The sequence below is a fragment of the Streptomyces sp. NBC_01410 genome (assembly GCF_045040195.1).
Lineage (GTDB): Bacteria > Actinomycetota > Actinomycetes > Streptomycetales > Streptomycetaceae > Streptomyces.
Window position 1 is genome coordinate 5915085 of sequence record NZ_CP109530.1, and the last position, 24344, is coordinate 5939428.

A 24344-nucleotide genomic window follows, 5' to 3' on the forward strand; every position below is an offset into this window, starting at 1 on the left:
TCGGTGCCGTGCCCAAGCCGCTCAGCCTTCCCTTCGACCCCATCGCGCGAGCCGACGAGCTCTGGCAGCAGCGATGGGGCCCCGTACCCTCGATGGGCGCGATCACCTCGATCATGCGCGCGCACCAGATCCTGCTCGCCGAGGTCGACGCCGTCGTCAAGCCGTACGAACTGACCTTCGCGCGCTACGAGGCACTCGTGCTGCTCACCTTCTCCAAGGCCGGTGAGCTGCCGATGTCCAAGATCGGCGAGCGCCTGATGGTCCACCCGACCTCGGTCACGAACACCGTGGACCGGCTGGTCAGATCGGGTCTGGTCGACAAGCGTCCGAACCCGAACGACGGCCGCGGCACCCTCGCTTCCATCACCGACAAGGGCCGCGAGGTCGTCGAGGCGGCCACCCGCGATCTGATGGCGATGGACTTCGGGCTCGGTGTGTACGACGACGAGGAGTGCGGGGAGATCTTCGCGATGCTGCGCCCGCTGCGGGTCTCGGCGCACGACTTCGACGAGAAGTAGGGGTCCCAACCCCCGGCGAAGATCGCCCGTTGCGTCCGGTTACGCTCGTTGCCATGAAGTCGAATGTGCTCTCCCGTTACCGGGTGATGGCGTATGTCACCGCCGTCTGGCTGCTGGTCTTCACCGTGGCGATCATCCTGAAGTACGGGTTCGAAGTCGGCGACACCATGTTGATCTCCCAGATCCACGGTGTGCTGTTCATCATCTACGTCATCTTCGCCTTCGATCTCGGCTCCAAGGCGAAGTGGCCGCTCGGCAAGCTGGGGTGGGTGCTGGCCGCCGGCTGCATCCCTGTGGCCTCGTTCTTTGTCGAGCCGAAGATCACCCGCGAGGTCCGTCCGCTGCTGACGGACGACCCCGCGATCGCGAAGGCGTAAGACCCCCGGACCGCCCCGAGCGAGGCTCGCGGCGGTCTTGCATCGACATTTACTAGGACGTCCTAGTAAATTGAAAGCATGGACGCTGACGCCATCGAGGAAGGCCGCCGACGCTGGCAGGCCCGTTACGACAAGGCCCGCACGCGGGACGCCGATTTCACCACGCTCTCCGGCGACCCGGTCGAGCCGGTCTACGGGCCCCGGCCCGGAGACACCTACGAAGGCTTCGAGCGGATCGGCTGGCCGGGGGAGTACCCCTTCACCCGGGGCCTGTACCCGACCGGCTACCGCGGCCGCACCTGGACCATCCGCCAGTTCGCCGGCTTCGGCAATGCCGAGCAGACGAACGAGCGCTACAAGATGATCCTGGCCAACGGCGGCGGCGGGCTCTCCGTCGCCTTCGACATGCCGACCCTGATGGGCCGCGACTCCGACGACCCGCGCTCGCTCGGCGAGGTCGGCCACTGCGGCGTGGCCATCGACTCCGCCGCCGACATGGAGGTCCTGTTCAAGGACATCCCGCTCGGCGACGTCACCACCTCGATGACGATCTCGGGACCCGCCGTCCCCGTCTTCTGCATGTACCTGGTCGCGGCGGAGCGGCAGGGCATCGACCCGGGCGTCCTCAACGGGACACTCCAGACGGACATCTTCAAGGAGTACATCGCGCAGAAGGAGTGGCTCTTCCAGCCCGAGCCGCATCTGCGCCTCATCGGCGACCTGATGGAGCACTGCGCGCAGGGCATCCCCGCGTACAAGCCGCTCTCGGTCTCCGGCTACCACATCCGCGAGGCGGGCGCGACGGCCGCGCAGGAGCTCGCGTACACGCTCGCCGACGGCTTCGGCTACGTCGAACTGGGCCTGAGCCGCGGCCTGGACGTCGACACCTTCGCGCCCGGGCTCTCCTTCTTCTTCGACGCACACCTCGACTTCTTCGAGGAGATCGCCAAGTTCCGCGCGGCGCGCAGGATCTGGGCGCGCTGGATGAAGGAGGTGTACGGCGCCAAGACCGACAAGGCGCAGTGGCTGCGCTTCCACACCCAGACCGCGGGCGTCTCGCTGACCGCCCAGCAGCCGTACAACAACGTCGTACGGACGGCGGTCGAGGCCCTGTCCGCGGTCCTCGGCGGCACCAACTCCCTGCACACCAACGCCCTGGACGAGACCCTCGCCCTGCCCAGCGAGCAGGCCGCGGAGATCGCCCTGCGCACGCAGCAGGTGCTGATGGAGGAGACCGGCGTCGCCAATGTGGCGGACCCGCTGGGCGGTTCCTGGTACGTCGAGCAGCTCACCGACCGCATCGAGGCGGACGCCGAGAAGATCTTCGACCAGATCAAGGAGCGCGGCCGCCGGGCACACCCGGACGGTCAGCACCCCATCGGTCCCATCACCTCCGGCATCCTGCGCGGCATCGAGGACGGCTGGTTCACCGGCGAGATCGCCGAGTCGGCCTTCCAGTACCAGCAGGCCCTGGAGAAGGGCGACAAGCGGGTCGTGGGCGTCAACGTCCACCACGGCTCGGTCACCGGCGACCTGGAGATCCTGCGGGTCAGTCACGAGGTCGAGCGCGAGCAGGTACGGGCCCTGGCGGGCCGCAAGGCCGGCCGTGACGACGCACGCGTGCAGTCCGCGCTTCAGGCGATGCTGACCGCCGCCCGGGACGGCTCGAACATGATCGTGCCGATGCTGGACGCGGTCCGCGCGGAGGCCACGCTCGGCGAGATCTGTGACGCCCTGCGGGACGAGTGGGGGACGTACACCGAGCCGCCCGGCTTCTGACCGCACGTAGACGGGGGGCGGGACGTCCCGCCCCCCCCCGTCTACGTGGGTGGGACGTCCCGCCCCCCGGCCTCAGCTCTGGAGCGAGGCCAGTCCCGACACCAGCAGCAGCGCGAAGCTGCGTGCCCACTCCTCGTCCACCGGCTCCGCGCTGACCAGCGCCCGGTGCACCACCGCGCCCGCGATCACATCGAAGATCAGGTCGGCGCTGCGGGACGCCGCCCCTGCGTCCTCCTCGTACGGCAGCTCGCCACGGGCCTGGGCGCGCGCCCTGCCCTCCAGCACCAGCCGCTTCTGGCGGTCGACGATCGCCGAGCGGATACGGCCGCGCAGCGCGTCGTCCCGCGTCGACTCCGCGACCACCGCCATCAGCGCGGTCTTGGCCTCGGGCCGCGCGAGCAGCGCGGCGAACTGGAGCACCACGCCCTCCACATCGGCCATCAGGCTGCCGAGATCCGGGAGTTCGAGCTCGTCGAAGAGTTCTGCGACAGCGTCGACGACGAGTTCGTTCTTGTTGGTCCAGCGGCGGTAGAGCGTTGTCTTCGCGACCCCCGCGCGGCTGGCCACATCGCCCATCGTCAGTTTCGACCAGCCCAGTTCGACCAGCGCCGCGCGGGTCGCGTCGAGGATCGCGGCGTCGGCCTCGGCACTGCGGGGGCGTCCCGTACGACCTGTACGTACGGTTTTGGGGCGGGTGTGGCTGCACATGACGGCGACCATACCGGCGAGTAAGCAATCTGCTGTGAGGCAGTTCACCGGAGGTTTCTCACACGGCGGAGGGCTGGTGCAGATACGCTACGGCTCGTAGCGAAAGCCTTGACCGGCTCGAGCGACAACCACGGGCGCGAGTGGGGACCCGCGCCGATCTTCAGGAACGTTTTTCACATGCGCGCGCGGAGGGGGGAGGATGTACTCATGCAGCCTAGGAACATGTCCATGAGCGGCGTCGTCGACCTCGCCGCGGTGAAGGCGGCCGGTGAGGCCAAGGCGAAGGCGGAGCAGGCCCGTGCCGAGTCCGCCCGTCAGGGCGGCGGCGGTGCCGTATCCCCCTCCAGCCTGGTGATCGACGTCGATGAGGCGGGCTTCGAGGCCGACGTCCTCCAGCGCTCCACCGAAGTCCCGGTCGTCATCGACTTCTGGGCCGAGTGGTGCGAGCCGTGCAAGCAGCTCAGCCCGCTGCTGGAGCGGCTGGCCCAGGAGTACAGCGGCCGGTTCGTCCTCGCCAAGATCGACGTCGACGCCAACCAGATGCTGATGCAGCAGTTCGGGATCCAGGGCATTCCCGCGGTCTTCGCGGTGGTGGCCGGCCAGGCGCTGCCGCTCTTCCAGGGCGCGGCCCCCGAGACGCAGATCCGCCAGACGCTCGACCAGCTCATTCAGGTCGCCGAGGAGCGCTTCGGCCTGACGGGCATCGCGGTCGACACCGAGGCCTCCCCGGACGAGGCGGCGGCGCCCGCCGCAGTGCCGCAGGGTCCGTACGACGCCGTGCTGGAAGCGGCCGTCCAGGCGCTGGACGCGGGCGACTTCGGCGGCGCCGTCCAGGCGTACAAGAACGTGCTGTCCGACGACCCCGGCAACACCGAGGCCAAGCTGGGCCTCGCCCAGGCCGAACTGCTCCGCCGCGTGCAGGACATGGACCAGCAGAAGGTCCGCCAGGACGCGGCCGAGAACCCGGCCGACGTGACCGCGCAGATCGCTGCGGCCGACCTGGATCTGGTCGGCGGCCATGTCGAGGACGCGTTCGGCAGGCTTGTCGAGACGGTGCGCCGCACGGCGGGCGAGGACCGGGACGCGGTGCGGGTCCGGCTTCTTGAGCTCTTCGAGGTCGTCGGGCCGGATGATCCGCGGGTGACGGCGGCGCGTTCGGCGCTCGCGCGAGTGCTGTTCTGAGCCATGTTTGAAACGCCTGCACGGAACGTGGTGTTCCGCCAGGTCTGACGGGTTTTGCGGCGACGGCGCTGACGAGGCGCCGTCGCCGTTTTGGCGACACAGTGACAAAACACGGCTGCGCTTTACCAAAACTTGGTAATTGGACGAGCTGTTACTCCCAGTAAATCAACCCACTTGTTCTGTCCGCTTATTGGCGGCTATCTCCCCCTCTGGCTCACCCCCTGGCTGCACCCTGTGTGGCCGGGCGACATCAGCCGGTCGTTGCGTGGTTATCGGGCCGTTACTAGCGGGTAACGAACCCTCTTGTGTCGCGGCCGGGAATGGACCACGATCGGCCACGCTCGGTCCAATACCGCACCAGCCCGGCTCCCAGTCGCGCCGCGGAACTTTGGGTCCCCACCGGGTCGACAGGCGGCAGTGGCGCCTGTCGTGGACAGGGGGGTTCCTGCCGAACGGCAGGGCCTGTCCAGCAGGTTGTGCGTGATCAGTCAGGCGCGACCAGTGGTTGTCGCTCGGGGGTGATCGCCGGTGTTTCGGACGCAGCTCGCGCCTGAAAGTACAGGCGCTCTCCTTACCGAGGACGTAGCACTTCTCCCACTCCCAAACGGGCCCTGAGGTCCGGACCGGAGATGTACGTCCGAGAAGGAGGAAAGTCATGGAGTCAGTGACTCGGGGCGGAACCAGATGGAAGCGGTTCGCCCTTGTTATGGTGCCCAGCGTGGCCGCAACGGCTGCGATAGGCGTCAGCTTGGCACAGGGCGCGCTCGCCGCGTCGTTCGCTGTGTCCGGCCAGGAGTTCAAGGTCACCGCCGGATACCTTGACGGCCATGGATTCGCCCAGTACGGCGGCGTTGACATGGGGTACAAGGACCTGAAGGGCGACGAGAAGGTCGCGCACCCCGTCGCGGTCTCGTCCTTCCAGAACGCCGAGATCACCGACATGTGCCAGTCGGTCGTCACCGATGTGCCGTTCCTCGGCAAGATCACGATGAGGCTCACGGCGGGTGACAAGGGCACGCCGGTCAAGGCCGACAAGCTCTACCTGGATGTGTCCGATCTGGGCGCGGGCAAGGCCAAGTTCACCAACATCGACATCGGCGTTGCGGCCAAGGACACCGACGGGGGCCGTGGTGGCAAGGGCCCTGCAGTCAAGGACAAGACCGTCCTGCCGAACGGCTTCGCCCAGCAGGCCGAACGGGCCGAGCTGACCAAAGTCGAGCAGACGGCCTGGGCGACCACTGCCGGCACGTTCGAGCTGAGCGGTCTGCACATGGGTCTGAAGCGGGGCTCCGGCGCCGGAGTCGAGTGCTACTGACGGTCATCCCGTCCGGGCGGGCGAGCAAAGCCTTCACAGCTTCGCCCGCCCGCCCAACTCTTCACACAGCAATGCCAGTTCCAGGGAGCTGTTTTCCATGAGCGCCGAGTCTGCAGTGTCACCGGGGCGGAACGAGCACCGCATCCGCGCCATCCGGCAGGGTTTTCGAACCTGGCGGGGCCAGCGGCCCTTCTGGGCGGGTCTGTTCACCCTGTTCGGCGGAATCCCCATCGCCTACTTCCCGTACGCGACCTTCAAGCTCGGTCACATGACGCTCGCGATGCAGACCACCGCGGGCGCCGGCGCACTGATCATCGGCGTACTGCTGATGACGCTGGGCCTCACGATGTGGTTTCACTCCATCGTCCGGGTCTTCGCGGGTGTCGCAACGATTCTGCTGGCGCTGGTCTCCATCCCGATCGCCAACATGGGTGGCTTCCTCGTCGGCTTCCTGTTCTCCCTCATCGGCGGTGCGCTCTCGCTCTCCTGGGTACCGGGGAAGCCCGTCGCGGAGTCGGCTCCGGTCGAGAAGGCGTCGACGCCCGCACCCGACCCCGCTGAGGCACCCGTAGCGGAGCAGCAGTGGGACGACTACGGCGTGGGCACGCACGAGACCAACATCGAAGTCAACGGCGGGAGGAACAGTGCCGGGTGATGTCACACCGCTGAGCACGGCTGGGAGCGATGGGACGCAGGCCAGAAAGGGGCCGCGGCACGCGGCTCCCCGTAAGCCCCTGCTGACCAAGCTCCAGATGCCGGCCGGCAAGGCGATAGCCCTGGCAGCGATGCCCACCGCCGTCTTTCTCGGCATGGGCCTCACCCCCAAGCTGGCACTCGCCGACGACAAGGACATCCCCTTCGCCCCGGGTCCGTGCGTGACCCGCTCGGACGAGCCGGCGGAGTCCGAGTCGCCCAAGCCGTCGGAGTCTGCGGAGCCTTCCGCGTCACCGTCGGAGAAGCCCGACCCGAGTGCCAGTGAGCCGACGGGCGACAAGCCCGCCGACGAGCCGACGCCGGAGGCGACCCCCTCCGCTTCTGAGTCCCCGGACGCGAAGACGGGTGCGACCGCTCCGACTCCGACTCCCACGCCGACGCCGAGCGAGACCAAGACGACGAACCCGCTGGACCCGCTGGGTGTCGGCGACGCGATCAAGGACCTGCTCGACGGCCCCGACCCGGAGCCCACGGCCACCGCGACGCCGAGCGCCCCGGCGACCACCGCGCCCGCCGACGAGCCGACGGCTTCGACGAAGCCGACCGCCGAGCCGTCCGAGAAGCCGTCCACCAACCCCGTTGAGAAGGTGGACGACGCGGCGGACACGGCCAAGGACGCCATCAAGGACGCGGCGGACAAGGCCGGAGCGACGACCGAGGAACTGGACGACGCGGTCAAGGGCCTCGACCCCAAGAAGGACGAGGACATCCCGGACGGCGCCAAGCCGCGCTTCCCGTGTCCGACCGCCGACCCGAAGGCGCTCGCCGCCGCGGATTTGGAGCAGGGCATCCCGCTGCTCCCGGACGACCCCTGGATTCTCGAGAGCTCGCTGCTCACCCTGAAAGGCCTGGACTACAAGGGCATCGTCGAGGTCAAGACGGGCAGCGGCAAGGTCAAGAAGGTGCTCAAGTTCACGGCTTCGGGCGTCGACATCAAGGACCTCCACCAGTTGGTGGTCGGCCCGAACAGCACGACCGGGCATGTCGAGGCGGGCAAGGGCTCCACGTCGACGATCAGCGACGGCACGGTGACGATGTACACGGAGGAGCTGAAGGGCAACCTCTTCGGCCTCATCCCGATCACGTTCAGCCCGCAGACGCCTCCTCCGCTGAATGTGCCGTTCGCCTTTTTCACCAACGTGAAGGTGACGCAGGCGGGCCAGTTCGGCGGGACGCTGACGGTGCCGGGCCTGCACAGCTACTTCACCGGTGGCACCAACTAAGACCCGTCCGGGAGCCGCACAAAGGCTGTGGGCCGTACCTCTTGCGAGGGGTGCGGCCCACAGCCGTTGTCACTTCAGCGAGCTGAGCGCCGTATTCCTGATGCGCTTGGTTCTGCCCAGTTCGGAGAACAGCTGCAGAATCTCCCTGTCATCAGAAGCTGCGACGATGCGGAGCTGGAGCCAGTTGGACCAGCTGTCGATCGTGCGACGTATCTCGGCGGTGGTGAAGTGGCCGGAGTCGACCGCCTCAAGCAACTCCAGTTCCTGCACTCTGCGGGCCGAGAAATCGCGTACCGACGTGTCGAGCGCCTGCACCCAGGCGGCCCGCTCCTGTGGGTCGAGCCGTTCGAGCACTTCGACGACGACCGCAGAGGCAAGAGAGGGGTCCCGCTCCTGGGAGACGGCGCGGAGCAGGATCGGCAACGCTTCCTCGACCCGCGTCGCGGCACGGTAGAGGTCCCAGCGGACATGACCGTCCGTGAAATCGGGCGCCGTCGCTATTCCGAGGACCGCTTCCAGCCGCCGGAGGAGTTCCAGCAACGGTGCTGTCGGTTCAGCATCCGCCATTTGCCTCGTACCTTCCTTGGGTTGGGGTGCGGCTCGCAGTCATGTCGCCCATTCATGCATCGGTGAAGGATGCTCTATCGGTCGGCGCCGAGTTCCTTGAGTTGTCGGCGGAACTTTCACTCCTGGTCGTACGCCTCGTCCGCGCCCGCCCATCCCCGGCAGGCCGGCCGCAAGGCACCGGGTCACCATCGCCATCCCGACTCGCTCGTGGTCTCGAAGTCCCGATTGTCAGGGATCTTCGCTGCCCGACATCGCTTCCGGTCCGAGGTCGAGGCTTTGGGCCGGACACGCGTATACGGAGGTATTCCCGCGGCACGCAGTGCACCGGTGACCCCAGCGTGCGGCCTGGGCCACGCGTCCCTCTGCGCGGAAGGGTTGCTTATCGGCCAACTTCTAGGCCGATAAGCATAGTTACCTCCACTCCGCCTTCACATCAGTCACACAGGTAACCCCCGTCTTGACCACGGGATTTGCGCATGCCGGATCGCGAGGACTCCTGTAAGTGCCTCGCGATATGGGCTCGGGACGCTGAAGTCACCTCTTGCTCCAGGGTGTTGACCTGTGACTATGGTGATCGCGCGCGCGTGGTGGACCTTGACCGCTCCGCCGTGACGCGCGCACATCAGCCGGCGGCCGGGGGAACAGTGCCGCCACGGGGAGGGTGGACCGTCATGCCGCGATACCGGCTCATTGCGAATGCCGTCTCGGCCGGCGCCGTCTGCTGCCCCTGTCCCCGCGCCTGGACAGCGGGCTGATCCGCGCGCATCGCGTCCGCTTCTTCGGACGGGTCCCCCCCGCCTGTCCTCATTCGCTGTGAAGGAATGCTCTCTTGCGCCCCAGACCAGGGTTGTTCAAACGCAGATCACGAAGATCCGCAATTCTCACTCCCGTCATCACGTCCGTCGCCGCCCTAGCTGTTCTCGGTGGCCTGGCCGTCCAGCCTGACGTACTCAACCAGCTCACCGGACAGCGCATGGCCCCGGCAGGCGACTCCGAAGACTGGTTCGAAGAGACCGCCGACGAGGAGATGCGGCAGGACCTGTGCCTGATGGCCGATGTGCTGCGTCTGGGTGGGCCGTCCATGGCCACGACCGCGCAGGACGGCCTCAATCAGCCGCAGGACAAGCTGCACGAACTGGCCAACCGGGAACACTGGGAGGACACTCCGCTCGCCCAGGCGTACAAGAAGGACCGGGACGCGGCGTCCAAGGAGCTGGACGCCCTCCACGCGCTCCGGGACACCTGGAAGAAGCCGCTCGTCGGGCTGGAGACTCCTGGCGGCATCAGTCACACCGATTTCCACTGGCCACCGGGCTCGCCCGGTGACGACAAGAAGGACTTCTACAGCCAGACCGGCCTGACCCAGTGGACCGCCGACCGGTTCTGGAAGAGCGACAGCGACTTCTACGAAGACCCCACCCCCAAGGCCGACGAGCAGACGGTCAAAGCCGTCAAGGACCTCGGCACGCCGCTGTACGGGAAGGATCCCGATCCGCAGCAGCCCGAGTGGAACCGTCAGGTCGCCGAGCACGGCGCGTTCGAGTATCTGTCGCACTGGTCCCTGGAGCCCACTGGCGCGGACAATGCTCGTATCTTCCTCGCCTCCGGCGGCTTCCCCCGTACTGCTCCCCAGCCGGGCACGGCGGAGCACCGCATCGCGGTCGAGGACCTGAAGACCCGGTTCGCGTCGTGTGCGTGGCGCGACCCGATGGACCCGAACAAGGTCCTGGGCGACATCTCCACCCCGGCCGCGAAGGAATGGCAGCAGGAGATCGCCTCGCAAGCGACGCAGCGCAACCAGATCCTGAACGCCAACAAGGACGTCACCAAGTCCCTTGCCACGGGCGCGAAGTCGCTGGGAGACCTGCTGGGGCACTCGTGGGTCGCCGACCATCTCGCCCGCTGGCAGGACTACTGGTCCCCGGGCGGGGTGGGCTGGATCGGTGACAGCTACGCGACGATCGAGGTGCCGGGCGCGAAGGGCATGTGCCTGGACGTCGCGGGCGGCGGAAAGACCAACGGCACGCCGGTCCAGGTGTACACCTGCAACGGCGGCGCGGCTCAGCAGTGGATGGTCGAGGGCAGCGAGGACGACCTCCATCTGCGTAACGTCGGCTCGTTCAAGTGCCTTGATGTGGCAGGGAACAAGTCGGCTAACGGCACGAAGATCCAGATCACGGACTGCTACAGCACTCCGGGGCAGTCGTGGAAGGGCGACGTCCGTGCCGCCTCGCCCCTGAAGAGCCTCACCACGGGCAAGTGCCTGGACCTGAGCGCGTTCACCAAGAGCACCGACGCGCGGCTGTGGGACTGCAAGGACGCCAGTGCGCAGAAGTTCCTGATCAAGCCGTCCGGTCACAAGGGCACCGACAGTCTCTCCTACCCGGACAAGGCGCAGTTCGACAAGGCGAAGAAGAATCTCGCCGACACCCAGGCGGCGGCGAAGAAGCAGCTGGCCGCGTTGAAGGCGCAGGCCGCGGCCTCGAAGACCGCTGCCGCCACCACCGACAGCGCGGAGAAGGCCGCGTACGCCGCCGCCGACGCTGCCGGCGCCCCGCGAGGTCGTGGCCTTCTGGTCGGCCAGCAGAAGGCACAGGTCACCAAGGGTGCGGTGGCCGCTCTCGAAGCCATGGTGAAGGCCGGTGAGACTGCCGAGGCCGCCACCCGCGCATCTGCGGGCGACAGCGAGACGATCGCGCAGCGCGCCCTGGCTCAGGCGGCGCAGGTCAACGCCGAGTTCCGCAAGGAAGCCGCGCACACCGCCGAGTTGCAGGCGAAGGCCGCGGCGGACGCGGCGAAGATTCACCGGGACAACGCGAAGAAGGACAAGGAGACCGCGGAGGCCAAGCTCGCGGTCGCCCTGAAGGCGGAAGGCGACGCCAAGGCAGCCGCTGCCAACGCGCACGCCAAGCGGCTCGCGGCCGAGGCCGAGGAGGCCACGGCGAAGGCGGAGAAGGAAACCGCCGCCGCCAAGCAGGCCGAGGCGGCCCAGCACAAGCAGAACGCCCAAGCCGAGGCGACGAAGGCCAAGGACGCGAAGGAAAAGGCCGAAGCCGCCGAAGCCACCGCGGTCGAGAAGAAGAACGGCGCGGTCAAGGCACGCGACAACGCCCGTGATCTCAACGCCGACGCGTGGGACGCCGCGCAGAAGGCGGACGCCGCCCGCGCCAAGGCAGACGCCAAGGATGCGTACGCCGAGGCCCATGAGTCCGACAGCAACGCCCAGGAGTCCAGGGAGGCCGCGAACGCGGCGGACAAGTACGCGGACGATGCCGAGGCTGCCGCGGGTCGGGCCCGGGGCGAGGCGAATGCCGCGAGCGAGGCGGCGGCCGAGGCGGATGCCGCGGCCACCCGTGCCGAGGCGGCCGCCAAGCGGTCCCGTGCGAACGCGGACGCCGCTCAGGCCGCCAAGCTGAAGGCCGATGCCGCGGTGCGGACCGCGACCAGTGCAGCGGCCGACGCCATCGAGGCCTCCGAGCACGCCTCCGAAGAGGCCAAGGCGGCCGTCAAGCTGGCTGACGAAGCGGAGAAGCTGGCCAAGACCGCCAAGTCCCAGGCGGACGAGGCATTCAAGGAGGCCGGCAAGGCCCTGGCCGCCTCCGCGAAGGCCGCGGGCTTCGCCTACGTCACCGCGCAGGCCGCGGTGGACGCGGGCAACTCCGCCGCCCAGGTCGCCAAGCCCGCCAACGACGCGATCCAGCTCGGCTCCCCGTATGTCACCACCGACTCGGCCGCGAGCCTGGTCGTGCTGACCGGGCAGGCGTCCAAGTCCATCGCCGACCAGCAGAAGGCCGTCGCCGACGCCCACGCCAAGAACGCGCAGGCCGAGGCCGCAGCGGCCAAGAACCTCGCCGACCAGGCAACGGGCGACGCGAAGATCGCCTACCAGTACGCGGCCAACGCCGCCGGCCACGCGGCGACCGCCCGTACCTACTCGAAGGAGGCCCTGGGCTACGCGGCCGACGCAGCAGCAGCCGCCTCCAAGGCCTCGGCGTCACTGGCCCGCACCATCGAATACGACCGCCAGGCCACCGAAGACGCCGCCGCCGCCGACAAGGCCGCAGGCCGCGCCGAGGGCTACGCCAAACAAGCCCGCGACTCCGCCGACCAGGCCGCCCTCGACGCCCAGGCCGCCCGCGACGCCGCAGCAGCGGCCGAACAGGCAGCCAAGGACGCACGGGCAGCCGCAACACGCGCCGACGCAGCCGCCACCGAAGCCGAACAGGCCGCCAAGGACGCGCTGAAGTACGCCCAGGAGGCACAGAAGGCAGCCGAGGAAGCGGCGCGCAACGCCGCGAACAAGCAGGTCTCCGAGGGTGCCGGGACCGGCGTCGGACGCGTCTTCTACATCATTGACAAGATCACCGAGGCGGGACCGGCCAAGCAGCTCAACCCGTGCGACTACGTTCCCCAGGGCTGCACGGTGACATACGAGCTGAATGTCGATGTCACGGTCAGTTACTACTACTGCCTCAACCCCGACGTCCCCGCTACTGAGGCTGGCTGTCCGAATGCGGACACACTGTTCCTCGACACGGAGACGTTCGAGAACCAGAAGCAGAACTGGACCCACCACTTCAGCTTCGGTGACATCACCCGGATCGGCTGGCAGAACCTCTTTGGGGAGAAGGCCGGCGCCATCCTGTACGAGCTCGTGCTGGGCGACGTCGCCCGCTGCTACCACGGCGACAAGTCCAGCTGCGCCTGGGCCGCCGCTCTGGTCGTACCGCCCCGAGTCTTCACGAAGCTCGCTGAAGCTGCAAAGCTCGCCCTACGGGCCGAACAGGCCATCAAGACCGGTGAGTACGCCGCGCAGGTACTCGCGGATCTGAAGAAGATCTACGGGGAGAAAGGCGCCCTCCAGGTCGGCGAGGCCGCCAGTGCGGCGAACATGGGGTTGCGTATCGCGGCCGCCGTGGCGGAACGAGCCAAGATCGCCCGTGGCACCCTCGACCCCAAGCTCCTGGACAAGCTCAAGGACGCCGGTCTGAACTTCAACAAGGCGGACACGCTCTGGGTGATCGAGTACGCCAAGCCCGGTGTGCCCCTCGCCTGGCTCGAGAAGGGCACCGTCAACGCGGGCCTGATCCACATCGTGTTCCGGCACGCGGGAGAGTTCGCGACCGCGGGAGTCCGGGTGGAGGACATCCCGGCCCTCGTGAAGACGGCCCTGACCCAGGGCACGAGGGTCGGGACCCAGGGGGCGGGAAGGCCGATCTACGAGGTCGCTTTCAATGGCAAGACCCAGCGCCTGGCCATTAGCGTGGGCGACAACGGTTACGTGATCGGAGCCAACCCCGTATGACCCTCGAAGAACCGCGGCACGTGCTCGTGCAGGCCCGGGGTGAGCCGTCTGCGCTGTACGAGCCGGAGGACCCCGGGGCCTACGAGGACCTCCGTGCCTTCACCCGTAACGTCCCGCTGGATGAACACCGGCTGGTCCTCCCGGCAGATCTGGCAGACTCGCTGCGCTCCTGGTCGCTTTCCCGCCCGCCGGCGGGTTTCGCCTCCCGCCCGGACCTGCGCAAGCACGTCAAGCAGGGTCTGGCGGTCGCCCAGCGACTGGCCAGGCAGCTCGGGCCGTCGTGGTCGGTTCGCTACTGGGACGAGTGCCTCAGGACGGCGAAGTGGGTGTGCTGGGGCTGCGATCGCCTCCACTGGGAGCGCGACAGCCACGGCGCACCTCCGCACCCGGTCGACATCACGGTCGAAGGCGAGTACAAGTTCGGTCCGCTGCGCTCCGACGGATTCGGGGACTTCTTCCCAGATGATCCCGCCGCCGCCCTGGCCCTGTCCGACGGCCTCGTCGCCGGTCTGTACGCGTGGGCGGAGAGCATCGACACCACGCTGAACCTGGACCTGCGGGACCGGGAGGAGGGCAAGTACGACCTCGAGTGGGAGCGGCTGTTCCATGAAGGGATGGAGCTGGCGAGGCGCGTCGCGCACGAGCTCGGCCCTGCCCGGAAAGTGACCTACAGGGGCCTGGCCAATGGAGGTCTGGCCGCGCTGACGTCAATCACCTGGCAAGGGGACCGGCAATTGTAGGCGCGAGCTGAATGTGGCAGGTGGAGCGGAGAGAAGAATCATGGACCTCCGCTCCACCGGCCGACTCGCTTGCAGTAGTCAGAGTCGCGGATGTTGACCACACGGCGGTCGCTCTCAAGCAATCGCCTCGCGGCGCACGTTTTCCGATCGTAGCCGAGAGTAAGCGTGCCACTCCACTCTGGTGACATGAATTACGTAACTGACTGTCCATCAGCGATGATTGACGGCTGTTACCGCAGGGGCTTCACGGTGGGCACCGCACTCACTACCGCTGCACGCGGGCCCTGGCGACTATGGGTCCGGGGAACCCGTCGAGCTGAGCGGCTTGACCATCACCGAGAATATCGGCGAGTCGTCGAATGGCTGCCGCTCGCCGACTTTCTGGTATCCCCAACTCTCGTAGCGTGCTTGCACCTTGGGGTGAGTCGAGTCGACGAGCAGCACGGCGATGTCTTCGCTCAAGTCCGCCAACAATGCGTCGTGAAGCTGGTCGGCCAACCCTTTCTTGCGCCATTCAGCACACACCATCAGCTCTGACACAGCGTACGTGCGCGACCTCTCCGGCGCTGGTTCAAGGTGGCCTCGCCACCACTCGCGCCCTGCGGTGAGCGGAGCTCCGTAGGCGAAGCCGATCGCCTGCTCGTCCTCGTAACCAATGACGCACGAGAAATCGGTATCGGAGCCCCAGTGATCCACGAACCATGGAAACCGCCGATTGAAAGGGTCGTCCGGGGAATACTCGGGAATGTGCGCGTGTACGTCCAGAAGCGTCTGGCGTATGGCTGGAAAATCTTCGTGTCGAAAGTGACGTAGCGCGATCACGCGATCAGCCCCAGTTCTGGCGGAGTTGGCCTGCCCAGGTCGCTGCCCGCTGAGACCTCGGTGCCTGGTCGAGAACGGCCTGGTGAAAGGCTCCGAGTTCGGTGCGAATGCGCCCTGGGATCTCCGTGCCCTCCATGATGTCGAATACGTCAGTCGCGGTTGTGCACGCGAGGTCGAGATCGCCCTGGTGGAGCTGGGCGAGTGCCAGTCGGACGGTGGAGAGCGCACGGTTACGGCGATAGCGCTTCGGGGTGATCGCCAGGGCCCTGTGGGATGACGCTTCGGCTGTTGCCGACAGCCCCAGTCTCTGCTGAACGATCGCTGTGATGGCGAGCAGCTCAGCGGGACCGTAAAAGTCGATCCAACTCGGTCTGGGGGCCGGATGTGCCTTGGCGAGAGCTTCCTCGGCGTATCCCAGGCTTCGGAGAGCGTTCCGTCTGTCGTTCCTGTTGGAGTGGCCGATCGCCAGCCGTGCATGAGCCAAGGATGCGAAGAGAGGGTCACGGCGCGTGATCGGCAGAGCCTGAGCGGCTTGAGCCGCAGCTACCGCGTCATGTGGCCGCCCCCGCTGCCTGGAGAGCATAGCGAATTGATTCCATGCACTGAATTGCGCCGCGCTGTCGTGCGCCATCCCTGCCAATACCAAAGAGCGGTCGAGGTGCTGCTGTGCCTGATCAAGCCGACGGTCGTCGATGCAGGACCACGCAGCCTTGGTGGTGAAGTCGGCGGCGATGCTGAACAGTCCCTGCCGAACGCGCTCGCTCACGCTGCACTTTTGCAGCTCGAGAGCCTGGTGGGCACCGGCTACGGCGGCTGTTTCCAGTGCGGAGTGCCCGCCGCGCTGGTTGTCCAAGATGGTGAGTTGATCGAGTCCCCCTTGGAGCCGCCGCACGTCCGTAGCTCCCACTCGGCGGGGTGAAACTGCCAGCGCTGCGGCTGCTGTTCCGGTGGCCGATGTGATGAAGGTACGTCGCCGCACGGGGTCCTCCGGAGGGGCTGCGGTGCGAGGCGGGCTGAACCCGAGGTCCTTGGCCGGGCAGCCGAAGGCCCTCTCCAGTGCAACACAGGTACGCGCGATGGGACGCCGGGTCTTTCCGCTCAGCAGGTTGCGGACCGTACGGTCGGAAACGTTGCCCGGCCTGCCTGTGATCTCTTCCAGTGTGTCATTCATGCGGCGCGCCAACTCTTCTTGAGTCAGGCCGAGTTCGATCATCCGCCTCTTGAGCGCGACGTTGACTCCCATGTGGTCGAAAGTAGCCCTGCGGTCAGATTCGTGCCAGGTGGCTCGTCAAGAAGCGGCAAAGTTTTCCGGTTGCCGGCCGTGAGATGACAACGGCTCTTCCTGTCCTTGCGATGCCCCGTGGCCGTTGACTGATGTGAGATCACCGGCTGGACGGCTTCGAGCGTGAAAGGCGCGCCCCCGTGAAGAGCGAAACCCCCCGTATCGGAACTGACCTTGAACTCGTAGCCCCAGTACGAGAGTTAGCAATGCGATTCACCTCCAGCCCGCGTGGTGCCCGCCTCGCGCGGCGTTTGGTGTCCCACCGGCTCAACGTTTGGGGTCATCCATACGCTTCGGACGTCAATGAGTCGGTCAGCCTCATCGCAGCTGAGTTGACAGGCAACGCTGTTCGGCACGGGCACGTTCCGGGGCGGGACTTTCACCTGCGACTGGCTGTGACGACATCCGTGATCCGACTCGAAGTCACTGACACGAGAAGCGAGAAGCAGCCGACAGTTGCCCGCACGGCGGACCTCGACGCTGACGGCGGTCGCGGGCTCTTCCTCGTCTCTCAGTTGGCAACCTGTTGGGCCGTCACGCCCCGCCCCGATGGCCCGGGAAAGACGGTCTGGGCCGAGCTCCATGTGCAACAGCCGGGAGGTGCGGACAGGTTGTGGAGGAGATGTGACCACGTCCGCACATCAGTTCCAAAAGGCCTTCCCCGTCGAGGACTCTGCGCTCTAGGGTGATCACGCTGCGGTCGCTCGACCCGGGGCGCGGGCGTCGGGGGGCGGCCGTTGTGCAGCGACCCGCCACGCGTCCTCTCTCATCCTGTGCTGAGCGGCGGCGGCAAAGTCCAAGCCGCCGGAGAGGCCCAGATCGCGGGCGGTGGTGGCCAGTACTTCGGTCTTGAGATCAACAGCCACAGCGGCCACTTCTTCGCCCCGGACGACCCGTTCCGGGCCGTCGGAGGCGGAGCCGAGACGATCGGCAGGGAGGCGTTCGCTTCGGTGGGGGTGAACTTCCTGTGAGCAGTCTTTTCGACGACCTTGACCGGCTGGATCTTGACGCGCAGGTGCGCCGCTGGTCAGCTTCCGATGTACAGGAGGCTGAAGGCGACGTCAGCGAGTGGATGGCCGCGGCGCAGCAGTTCGCCGCCCGGCTTCAGAGGGACTGCGCATTGCTCTCGGACGAGCAGTGGCAGGCGGCTGCGCGGGCGTGGTCGTCTCTGCTCGCGGCTGCCGAGCGCTCGACGGGCGCGCAGGGCAACGAGTGGCTGATGCGGGACCTGTGGCTGAGGGCATCGCTGCTCGACGCGGTGGGCCCGCGGCCGGACGTACCCCTACTCGATGCGGGGCCGGTGCTCGAATGGGCGCTGGAAGCCATGCCCATGACCACGCAGGCGGCATCCGAGCTCGCCCCGGACTGGCGTGAGCTGGCGCGCGAGCAGATCCTCGCGCTGCGCATGATCCGGCGGCTACTCGCCCCGGCGAAGTTGGTCGGCTCGCTGATCGCTAACCACCCGCGCCGCGGCGAGTGCGAGGCTTGGCGGGAGGTGGCCAAGCAACTGCCGTGACATGGTGGCGGTGCCCCGTCCCCCATTGAGGGCGGGGCACCGCCATGACCGTCGTCAATCTCGGATGCAGCGAGTTCGTCGTCAACGAAGGCTGCCTCAACGTCTGGCCTGAGCAGGACTGACCAGGCGTTACTGCAAGCACTACTTCGGGTCCACCCCGCCCGAGTGGTGCGCCCGCACTAACTTCGTCGCGCCGCCCGAGATACCCGGAGGCGGGCCCGGCGTGATGATCATGATGTCGCCCTCGTTGTGTCGCGAGGGGATGCCGACCAGGCCCTGAGCGACATGCCGCTCGTCAACGAGACGCAGCCATTTGCACCCGTTCAGGGAGTCATCGGCGACATCGCTTCTCCTTGGCCGACAGTACGTCAAGGTACTAGTATGTGTACGTACTGGAACGTGGGCTGTCATGCCGTGGCACCTTGAGATGGCCGGAGAAGTCCGGGACTGGCTGCACAAGCTGAGAAAGGACGACCGCGACTCCGCGCGATTGGTGGGTCTGGCTATCCAGGCTCTGGTTGAGGAGGGGCCCGACTTGGGTCGTCCCCTGGTCGACCGCATCAAGGGTTCCGCTCTGCATAATTTGAAGGAGTTGCGCCCTGGTTCGTCCGGGGCGAGCGAGATCAGGGTGCTGTTCGTCTTCGACCCTCAACGCAGTGCCGTTCTGTTGGTGGCCGGAGACAAGGCAGGGCAGTGGTCCGAGTGGTACCGCCGCTCGATCCCCGCAGCCGAGGCACGATATGCCGCATGGTTGGATCACCTGGCCCGGCGGCAGAAGGAGGAACAGGAATGACCACCTTCCACTCCTGGGACGACGTCAAGCGCGAGGTCTTCGACGCCGAGGACCTCGATGCGATCGCTGCCGGAGCTCAGCGCATGGTGGCTGAAGCTCGCGCGCACCGGCTGGCCGAGATGCGGAAGCAACTCGGCCTCACGCAGAGCGAGGTAGCGGCTCGGATGCACGTGCGACAAGAGCGGGTGTCGGCGATCGAACGAGGGAACACAAAGGCGGCGGAAGTCGGAACGATCGCCGCCTACGTCGCTGCACTCGGGGGCCGGCTGGAGATCGTCGCGAACTTCGACGGCACCCGGGTGGTCGTCGCCTGAGGGCCGGAGAGTCGAGTACCCCGTGCTCGGGTGAGGTCGGCCAGCCCCGCCCACCGGCAAAGCACGGGGGCGGCACTCCAGATCACTCCGGAGTGCCGCCCTCGGTAGCCGTGCATGCGGTCAGGCCTTCTTCGCCTCAACCCCGCCCAAGTGGTGCACCCGCACCATGTTCGTCGTCCCCGGCACCCCCGGCGGGGACCCCGCCGTGATGATCATGATGTCGCCCTCGTTGTACCTCTGGAGCTTCAGCAGTGCCGCGTCCACCAGGTCGACCATCGCGTCCGTCGTCTCCACGAACGGGGCCAGGAAGGGCTCCACGCCCCAGCTCAGCGTCAGCTGGTTGAGCGTCGAGGCGTCCGTCGTGAAGGCCAGGATCTGCTGCTCCGCGCGGTAGCGGGACAGCCGGCGGGCCGTGTCGCCGGACTGGGTGAAGGCCACCAGGGACTTGGCGCCCAGGAAGTCCGCGATCTCGCAGGCCGCGCGGGCCACCGAACCGCCCTGGGTGCGGGGCTTCTTGCCCGGGACCAGGGGCTGGAGGCCCTTCGACAGGAGCTCTTCCTCCGCCGCGACGACGATCTTCGACATCGTCTTGACCGTCTCGATCGGGTACGCGCCGACCGAGGACTCGGCCGACAGCATGACCGCGTCCGCCCCGTCCAGGATCGCGTTCGCGACGTCGGACGCCTCGGCGCGCGTCGGGCGGGAGTTGGTGATCATCGACTCCATCATCTGGGTCGCCACGATCACCGGCTTGGCGTTGCGGCGGCACAGTTCGATGAGGCGCTTCTGCACCATCGGGACCTTCTCGAGCGGGTACTCGACGGCCAGGTCGCCGCGCGCCACCATCACGCCGTCGAACGCCATCACGACGTCCGCCATGTTCTCGACGGCCTGCGGCTTCTCCACCTTGGCGATGACCGGGACCCGGCGGCCCTCCTCGTCCATCACCTTGTGGACGTCCTTGACGTCGCTCGCGTCCCGTACGAAGGACAGCGCCACCAGGTCGCAGCCCATACGGAGCGCGAAGCGCAGGTCCTCGACGTCCTTCTCCGAGAGCGCGGGGACGTTGACCGCCGCGCCGGGCAGGTTGATGCCCTTGTGGTCGGAGATGACGCCGCCCTCGACGACGATCGTCTTGACCTCGGGGGCCACGACCTCGACGACCCGCAGCTCGACGTTGCCGTCGTTGATCAGGATCTGGTCGCCCTTGGACACATCGCCCGGCAGGCCCTTGTAGGTGGTGCCGCAGATCGACTTGTCGCCGGCGACATCCTCGGTGGTGATGGTGAATTCGTCGCCGCGGACCAGTTCGACCGGCCCCTCGGCGAAGGTTTCCAGACGGATCTTGGGGCCCTGGAGGTCGGCGAGCACGCCCACCGCCCGGCCGGTGTCCTCGGACGCCTTGCGCACGCGGTGGTACCGCTCCTCGTGCTCAGCGTGGGTCCCGTGGCTCATGTTGAAACGGGCCACGTTCATGCCGGCCTCGATGAGCGCTTTCAGCTGCTCGTAGGAGTCGACGGCGGGGCCCAGTGTGCAAACGATTTTGGAACGGCGCATAAGGCGGATCCTATCGGTTTGTTTCGATGCGGAATATTCCGTCTGGTGGAATGTACAAATGGGCGGTGTTCCGCTCAGGCGTTGCCCTCGGCGGAAACGCCTGTGACCAGTGCAAATGTCTGCTGGGCGATCTCCAGCTCCTCGTCGGTCGGGACCACAGCCACCACAACTCGGGCATAAGGCGCCGAAATAATTCGTGCCTCGTCCGAGCGGGCGGCGTTCAGCTCGGCGTCCAGCACGAGTCCCAGTTCCTCCAGACCCGCGACGGCAGCCTCGCGCACGGGCGCCGCGTTCTCGCCGACCCCGGCCGTGAACGCGATCGCGTCCACCCGGCCGAGTACCGCGTAATAGGCGCCTATGTACTTCTTCAGTCGGTGAATGTAGATGTCGAAGGCGAGCTGAGCGCGCTCGTCGCCCTCCTCGATCCGGCGGCGGATCTCCCGCATGTCGTTGTCGCCGCACAGACCCACCAAGCCGCTTCTCTTGTTGAGCAGTTCGTCGATGTCGTCCACCGACATTCCCGCGACCCGCTTGAGGTGGAACGTAACCGCGGGGTCAATGTCACCGGAGCGGGTGCCCATCACCAGGCCCTCCAGCGGTGTCAGCCCCATCGAGGTGTCCACACACCGCCCGCCCGCCACCGCCGAGGCGGACGCGCCGTTGCCCAGGTGCAGCACGATGACGTTCACCTCGGAGGGGTCCTTGCCCAGCAGGGCCGCCGTCCTGCGCGAGACGTACGCGTGCGAGGTGCCGTGGAAGCCGTAGCGGCGGATCCGGTGGGCGTCCGCAGTCTCCACGTCGATCGCGTAGCGCGCTGCCGACTCCGGCATCGTCGTGTGGAAGGCGGTGTCGAAGACCGCGACCTGCGGCAGGTCCGGTCGCAGCGCCTGGGCGGTACGGATTCCGGTGATGTTGGCCGGGTTGTGCAGCGGTGCCACCGGGACCAGCCGCTCGATCTCCGCCATCACCTCGTCGGTGATCACCGTCGGCGCGGTGAACCTCAGCCCGCCGTGGACCACCCGGTGACCGATCGCCGCAAGCTCGGGGGAGTCCAGGCCGAGCCCGTCCTGTGCCAGCTCGTCGGCGACCGCCTTCAGCGCCGTGTCGTGGTCGGCGATCGGGCCGCTGCGCTCGCGCCTCCCGGCGCCGCCGCCGAGCGGGGTGTGCACCAGTCGCGAGGTCTCCTCGCCGATCCGCTCGACGAGCCCGACCGCCAGGCGCGAGCTGTCCCGCATGTCGAGCAGCTGGTACTTCACCGACGAGGAGCCGGAGTTGAGGACGAGAACGCGGGTGGCGGTCATGCCGGGAGCTCCTGACCCTGGGACTGGATGGCGGTGATGGCGACCGTGTTCACGATGTCGCTGACGAGCGCGCCGCGCGACAGATCGTTCACCGGCTTGCGCAGACCCTGCAGCACAGGGCCGACGGCCACGGCGCCGGCCGAGCGCTGCACGGCCTTGTAGGTGTTGTTGCCCGTGTTGAGGTCAGGGAAGATCAGCACCGTCGCCCGGCCCGCCACCTCGGACTCCGGCAGCTTCGTCGCCGCGACGGACGGCTCGACGGCCGCGTCGTACTGGATCGGTCCCTCGATCCGCAGATCCGGATGCGACTCGCGCACCAGCTTGGTCGCCTCGCGCACCTTGTCGACGTCCGCGCCCGACCCGGAGGTGCCCGTGGAGTACGAGAGCATCGCGATCCGCGGCTCCACGCCGAAGCGGGCCGCCGTCACCGCCGACTGGATCGCGATGTCCGCGAGCTGCTCGGCGTCCGGGTCCGGGTTGACCGCGCAGTCGCCGTAGACCAGAACCCTGTCGGCCAGGCACATGAAGAAGACGGAGGAGACGATCGAGGCGTCCGGCTTTGTCTTGATGATCTCGAAGGCCGGGCGGATCGTCGCTGCGGTGGAGTGCACGGACCCCGACACCATGCCGTCGGCCAGACCCTCCTCGACCATCAGCGTGCCGAAGTAGTTCACGTCCGACACCGCGTCGAACGCCAGGTCCACCGTCATGCCCTTGTGGGCCCTCAGCTGCGCGTACCGCTCGGCGAAGCTCTGGCGCAGCTCGGAGGTGGCCGGATCGATCAGCTGGGTGGTGCTCAGGTCGATGCCCAGGTCGGCGGCCTTCTTGCGGATGACCTCGGTGTCCCCGAGCAGGGTCAGGTCGCAGACGTCCCTGCGCACGAGGACATCGGCGGCGCGCAGCACCCGCTCCTCGGTGCCCTCCGGCAGGACGACACGGCGGCGGTCGGCGCGGGCCTGCTCCAGGAGGTCGTGCTCGAACATCATCGGGGTGACCCGGCCACTGCGGGCCACCGATATACGGGCCAGGAGGTCGCCGGTATCGACATGTCGCTCGAAGAGGCCGATCGCGGTTTCGGTCTTGCGGGGCGTGGAGGCGTTCAACTTGCCTTCGAGGCCGAACAGTTCGGCCGCGGTCGGGAAGCTCATGCCGGGCACCAGGACGACGGGGGTGCCGGGCGCGAGCCGGTTGGCCAGCGTGAGGATCTCCTCGCTCGGCCGCTCGTTCAGCGTCAGCAGTATGCCCGCGATGGGCGGGGTGCCCGCGGAGTGCGCGGCCAGCGCGCCCACCACCAGATCGGCGCGGTCGCCGGGCGTGACCACCATGCAGCCGGGGGTCAGGGCCCGCAGGAAGTTCGGCAGCATCGCACCGCCGAAGACGAAGTCGAGCGCGTCCCTGGCCAGACCGGCGTCGTCGCCGAGGAGGACGGTGGCGCCGAGCGCGTGGGTGATCTGGGCGACCGTGGGGGCCGCGAGCGCCGGCTCGTCGGGAAGGGCGTAACAGGGAACAGGGAGGCGGGCCGCCAGCCGCTCGGCTATGGACTCGCGCTCATCGGGCCGGACCCGGTTGACGACCATCGCGACGATATTGCAGCCCAGGGCCTCGTACGCGCGGTGGGCATTGCGGGTCTCCGCCCGTACCAACTCGGCGGTCTGGCCCTTGCCGCCGACCACCGGGATCACCAAGGCGCCGAACTCGTTTGCGAGCCGGGCATTGAGCGCCAGCTCGTCGGGGAGCTGGGTGCCCGCGTAGTCCGTACCGAGGACGAGCACGACCTCGTACGCGCGTGCCACCTGGTGGAAGCGCTCGACGAGCCGGGAGACCAGCTCGTCGGTGCCCTTCTCGGCCTGCAGCGCGGTGGCCTCGTGGTAGTCCATTCCGTAGACCGACGCGGGGTCCTGCGAGAGCCGGTAACGGGCGCGCAGGAGGTCGAAGAGGCGGTCCGGGCGGTCGTGCAGCAGGGGGCGGAAGACGCCCACCCGGTCCACCTGGCGGGTCAGGAGCTCCATGACTCCCAGCTCCACGACCTGCCGGCCGTCCGAGCGGTCGATCCCGGTCACGTACACGCTGCGCGTCACGCGTGCTCTCCCGTCCATGCTGTCGCGTATGAGACGTACGAAAGGTGGTACCTACAAAAAAGCCGCTCAGGGCGGCCTTGCCCTCTTGACAATACCTCCGGCGGTAGGTAACGCGCCCGCCGGGTAAGGGTCGGTCGACAGGCCCGCGAGCGGGGTCCGAGTGCCATGAGGCTCAGTGGCTGGGAGCGCGGGGTTCCCGGCGCGCGTGGAACAATCGAACCTGGGCTCACATGCATCACTGACGAGCAGGAGA

General features: G+C 67.6%; 21 protein-coding genes. 14 read left to right on the forward strand and 7 right to left on the reverse strand.

Annotated elements, in window-relative coordinates; all coding sequences use genetic code 11:
• Positions 1–8: 8 nt before the first annotated feature.
• The 3 genes from OG741_RS27375 (at position 9) to OG741_RS27385 (ending at position 2674) form a co-directional block, all read left to right on the forward strand.
• The gene (locus tag OG741_RS27375) at positions 9–518 is read left to right on the forward strand and encodes a MarR family winged helix-turn-helix transcriptional regulator (protein WP_266487515.1); all 510 of its coding nucleotides are present in this window, start codon (positions 9–11) and stop codon (positions 516–518) included.
• A gap of 53 nt (positions 519–571) precedes the next feature.
• The gene (locus OG741_RS27380) at positions 572–895 is read left to right on the forward strand and encodes a DUF3817 domain-containing protein (protein ID WP_405602203.1); all 324 of its coding nucleotides are present in this window, start codon (positions 572–574) and stop codon (positions 893–895) included.
• A 78-nt stretch (positions 896–973) separates the two neighbouring features.
• Entirely contained in the window at positions 974–2674 is a 1701-nt protein-coding gene (locus tag OG741_RS27385; protein ID WP_405602205.1) for a methylmalonyl-CoA mutase, read from the forward strand.
• 72 nt (positions 2675–2746) lie between these two features.
• Here OG741_RS27385 and OG741_RS27390 read toward each other — a convergent pair whose 3' ends face one another.
• Positions 2747–3394 (reverse strand): TetR/AcrR family transcriptional regulator, encoded by a 648-nt coding sequence (locus tag OG741_RS27390; RefSeq protein ID WP_405602208.1) that lies wholly within the window; start codon positions 3392–3394, stop codon positions 2747–2749.
• Between the two features lie 195 nt (positions 3395–3589).
• On the opposite strand from OG741_RS27390, the gene OG741_RS27395 reads away from it, so the two are divergent.
• The 4 genes from OG741_RS27395 to OG741_RS27410 all read left to right on the forward strand — a co-directional run bounded on the left by OG741_RS27395 (position 3590) and on the right by OG741_RS27410 (position 7816).
• Positions 3590–4564: a tetratricopeptide repeat protein gene (locus OG741_RS27395; RefSeq protein ID WP_405602211.1), complete on the forward strand. Its 975-nt coding sequence runs from the start codon at positions 3590–3592 to the stop codon at positions 4562–4564.
• A 655-nt stretch (positions 4565–5219) separates the two neighbouring features.
• On the forward strand, positions 5220–5879 hold the full coding sequence (locus OG741_RS27400; RefSeq protein ID WP_405602212.1) for a DUF6230 family protein: 660 nt from the start codon (positions 5220–5222) through the stop codon (positions 5877–5879).
• Positions 5880–5976: 97 nt separating this feature from the next.
• Positions 5977–6534 carry a DUF6114 domain-containing protein gene (locus OG741_RS27405; RefSeq protein ID WP_405602215.1) on the forward strand — a complete coding sequence of 186 codons (558 nt, stop codon included), beginning with the start codon at positions 5977–5979 and terminating at the stop codon, positions 6532–6534.
• Positions 6524–7816, forward strand: a complete 1293-nt coding sequence (locus tag OG741_RS27410) for a hypothetical protein (RefSeq protein WP_405602218.1) — start codon at positions 6524–6526, stop codon at positions 7814–7816. Before OG741_RS27405 ends, OG741_RS27410 begins: the two co-directional genes overlap by 11 nt.
• A gap of 69 nt (positions 7817–7885) precedes the next feature.
• On the opposite strand, the gene OG741_RS27415 is transcribed toward OG741_RS27410, so the two are convergent.
• Entirely contained in the window at positions 7886–8383 is a 498-nt protein-coding gene (locus tag OG741_RS27415; RefSeq protein WP_405602220.1) for a hypothetical protein, read from the reverse strand.
• 829 nt (positions 8384–9212) lie between these two features.
• Here OG741_RS27415 and OG741_RS27420 point away from each other — a divergent pair.
• Together OG741_RS27420 and OG741_RS27425 are read left to right on the forward strand one after the other, a co-directional pair.
• Entirely contained in the window at positions 9213–13688 is a 4476-nt protein-coding gene (locus tag OG741_RS27420; RefSeq protein ID WP_405602222.1) for an RICIN domain-containing protein, read from the forward strand.
• A complete protein-coding gene (locus tag OG741_RS27425) occupies positions 13685–14428 on the forward strand; it encodes a hypothetical protein (RefSeq protein WP_405602223.1) in 744 nt (247 codons plus the stop codon). The genes OG741_RS27420 and OG741_RS27425 overlap by 4 nt, the downstream gene beginning before the upstream one ends.
• A 291-nt stretch (positions 14429–14719) precedes the next feature.
• Here the strand turns inward: OG741_RS27425 and OG741_RS27430 are convergent, their stop codons facing one another.
• Both OG741_RS27430 and OG741_RS27435 read right to left on the reverse strand, forming a co-directional pair.
• Positions 14720–15250: a GNAT family N-acetyltransferase gene (locus tag OG741_RS27430; protein WP_405602225.1), complete on the reverse strand. Its 531-nt coding sequence runs from the start codon at positions 15248–15250 to the stop codon at positions 14720–14722.
• 4 nt (positions 15251–15254) lie between these two features.
• Positions 15255–16493, reverse strand: a complete 1239-nt coding sequence (locus tag OG741_RS27435) for a helix-turn-helix transcriptional regulator (RefSeq protein ID WP_405602227.1) — start codon at positions 16491–16493, stop codon at positions 15255–15257.
• 245 nt (positions 16494–16738) lie between these two features.
• Between OG741_RS27435 and OG741_RS27440 the strand changes: the two genes are divergently transcribed.
• The 5 genes from OG741_RS27440 to OG741_RS27460 all read left to right on the forward strand — a co-directional run bounded on the left by OG741_RS27440 (position 16739) and on the right by OG741_RS27460 (position 19155).
• The gene (locus OG741_RS27440; RefSeq protein WP_405605803.1) at positions 16739–17221 is read left to right on the forward strand and encodes an ATP-binding protein; all 483 of its coding nucleotides are present in this window, start codon (positions 16739–16741) and stop codon (positions 17219–17221) included.
• A gap of 84 nt (positions 17222–17305) precedes the next feature.
• Positions 17306–17503: a hypothetical protein gene (locus OG741_RS27445; RefSeq protein ID WP_405602230.1), complete on the forward strand. Its 198-nt coding sequence runs from the start codon at positions 17306–17308 to the stop codon at positions 17501–17503.
• A complete protein-coding gene (locus tag OG741_RS27450; RefSeq protein WP_405602232.1) occupies positions 17500–18048 on the forward strand; it encodes a hypothetical protein in 549 nt (182 codons plus the stop codon). The genes OG741_RS27445 and OG741_RS27450 overlap by 4 nt, the downstream gene beginning before the upstream one ends.
• Positions 18049–18457: 409 nt before the next feature.
• Entirely contained in the window at positions 18458–18841 is a 384-nt protein-coding gene (locus tag OG741_RS27455; RefSeq protein WP_405602235.1) for a type II toxin-antitoxin system RelE/ParE family toxin, read from the forward strand.
• The gene (locus OG741_RS27460) at positions 18838–19155 is read left to right on the forward strand and encodes a helix-turn-helix transcriptional regulator (protein WP_266487546.1); all 318 of its coding nucleotides are present in this window, start codon (positions 18838–18840) and stop codon (positions 19153–19155) included. The genes OG741_RS27455 and OG741_RS27460 overlap by 4 nt, the downstream gene beginning before the upstream one ends.
• A 120-nt stretch (positions 19156–19275) precedes the next feature.
• On the opposite strand, the gene pyk is transcribed toward OG741_RS27460, so the two are convergent.
• The 3 genes from pyk to pta all read right to left on the reverse strand — a co-directional run bounded on the left by pyk (position 19276) and on the right by pta (position 24091).
• Entirely contained in the window at positions 19276–20712 is a 1437-nt protein-coding gene (pyk, locus tag OG741_RS27465) for a pyruvate kinase (RefSeq protein ID WP_405602237.1), read from the reverse strand.
• A gap of 74 nt (positions 20713–20786) precedes the next feature.
• Complete coding sequence (locus tag OG741_RS27470; RefSeq protein ID WP_405602240.1) at positions 20787–22013, reverse strand: acetate kinase; 1227 nt, start codon at positions 22011–22013, stop codon at positions 20787–20789.
• Positions 22010–24091 carry a phosphate acetyltransferase gene (pta, locus tag OG741_RS27475; RefSeq protein ID WP_405602243.1) on the reverse strand — a complete coding sequence of 694 codons (2082 nt, stop codon included), beginning with the start codon at positions 24089–24091 and terminating at the stop codon, positions 22010–22012. Before pta ends, OG741_RS27470 begins: the two co-directional genes overlap by 4 nt.
• Between the last annotated feature and the right edge of the window lie 253 nt (positions 24092–24344).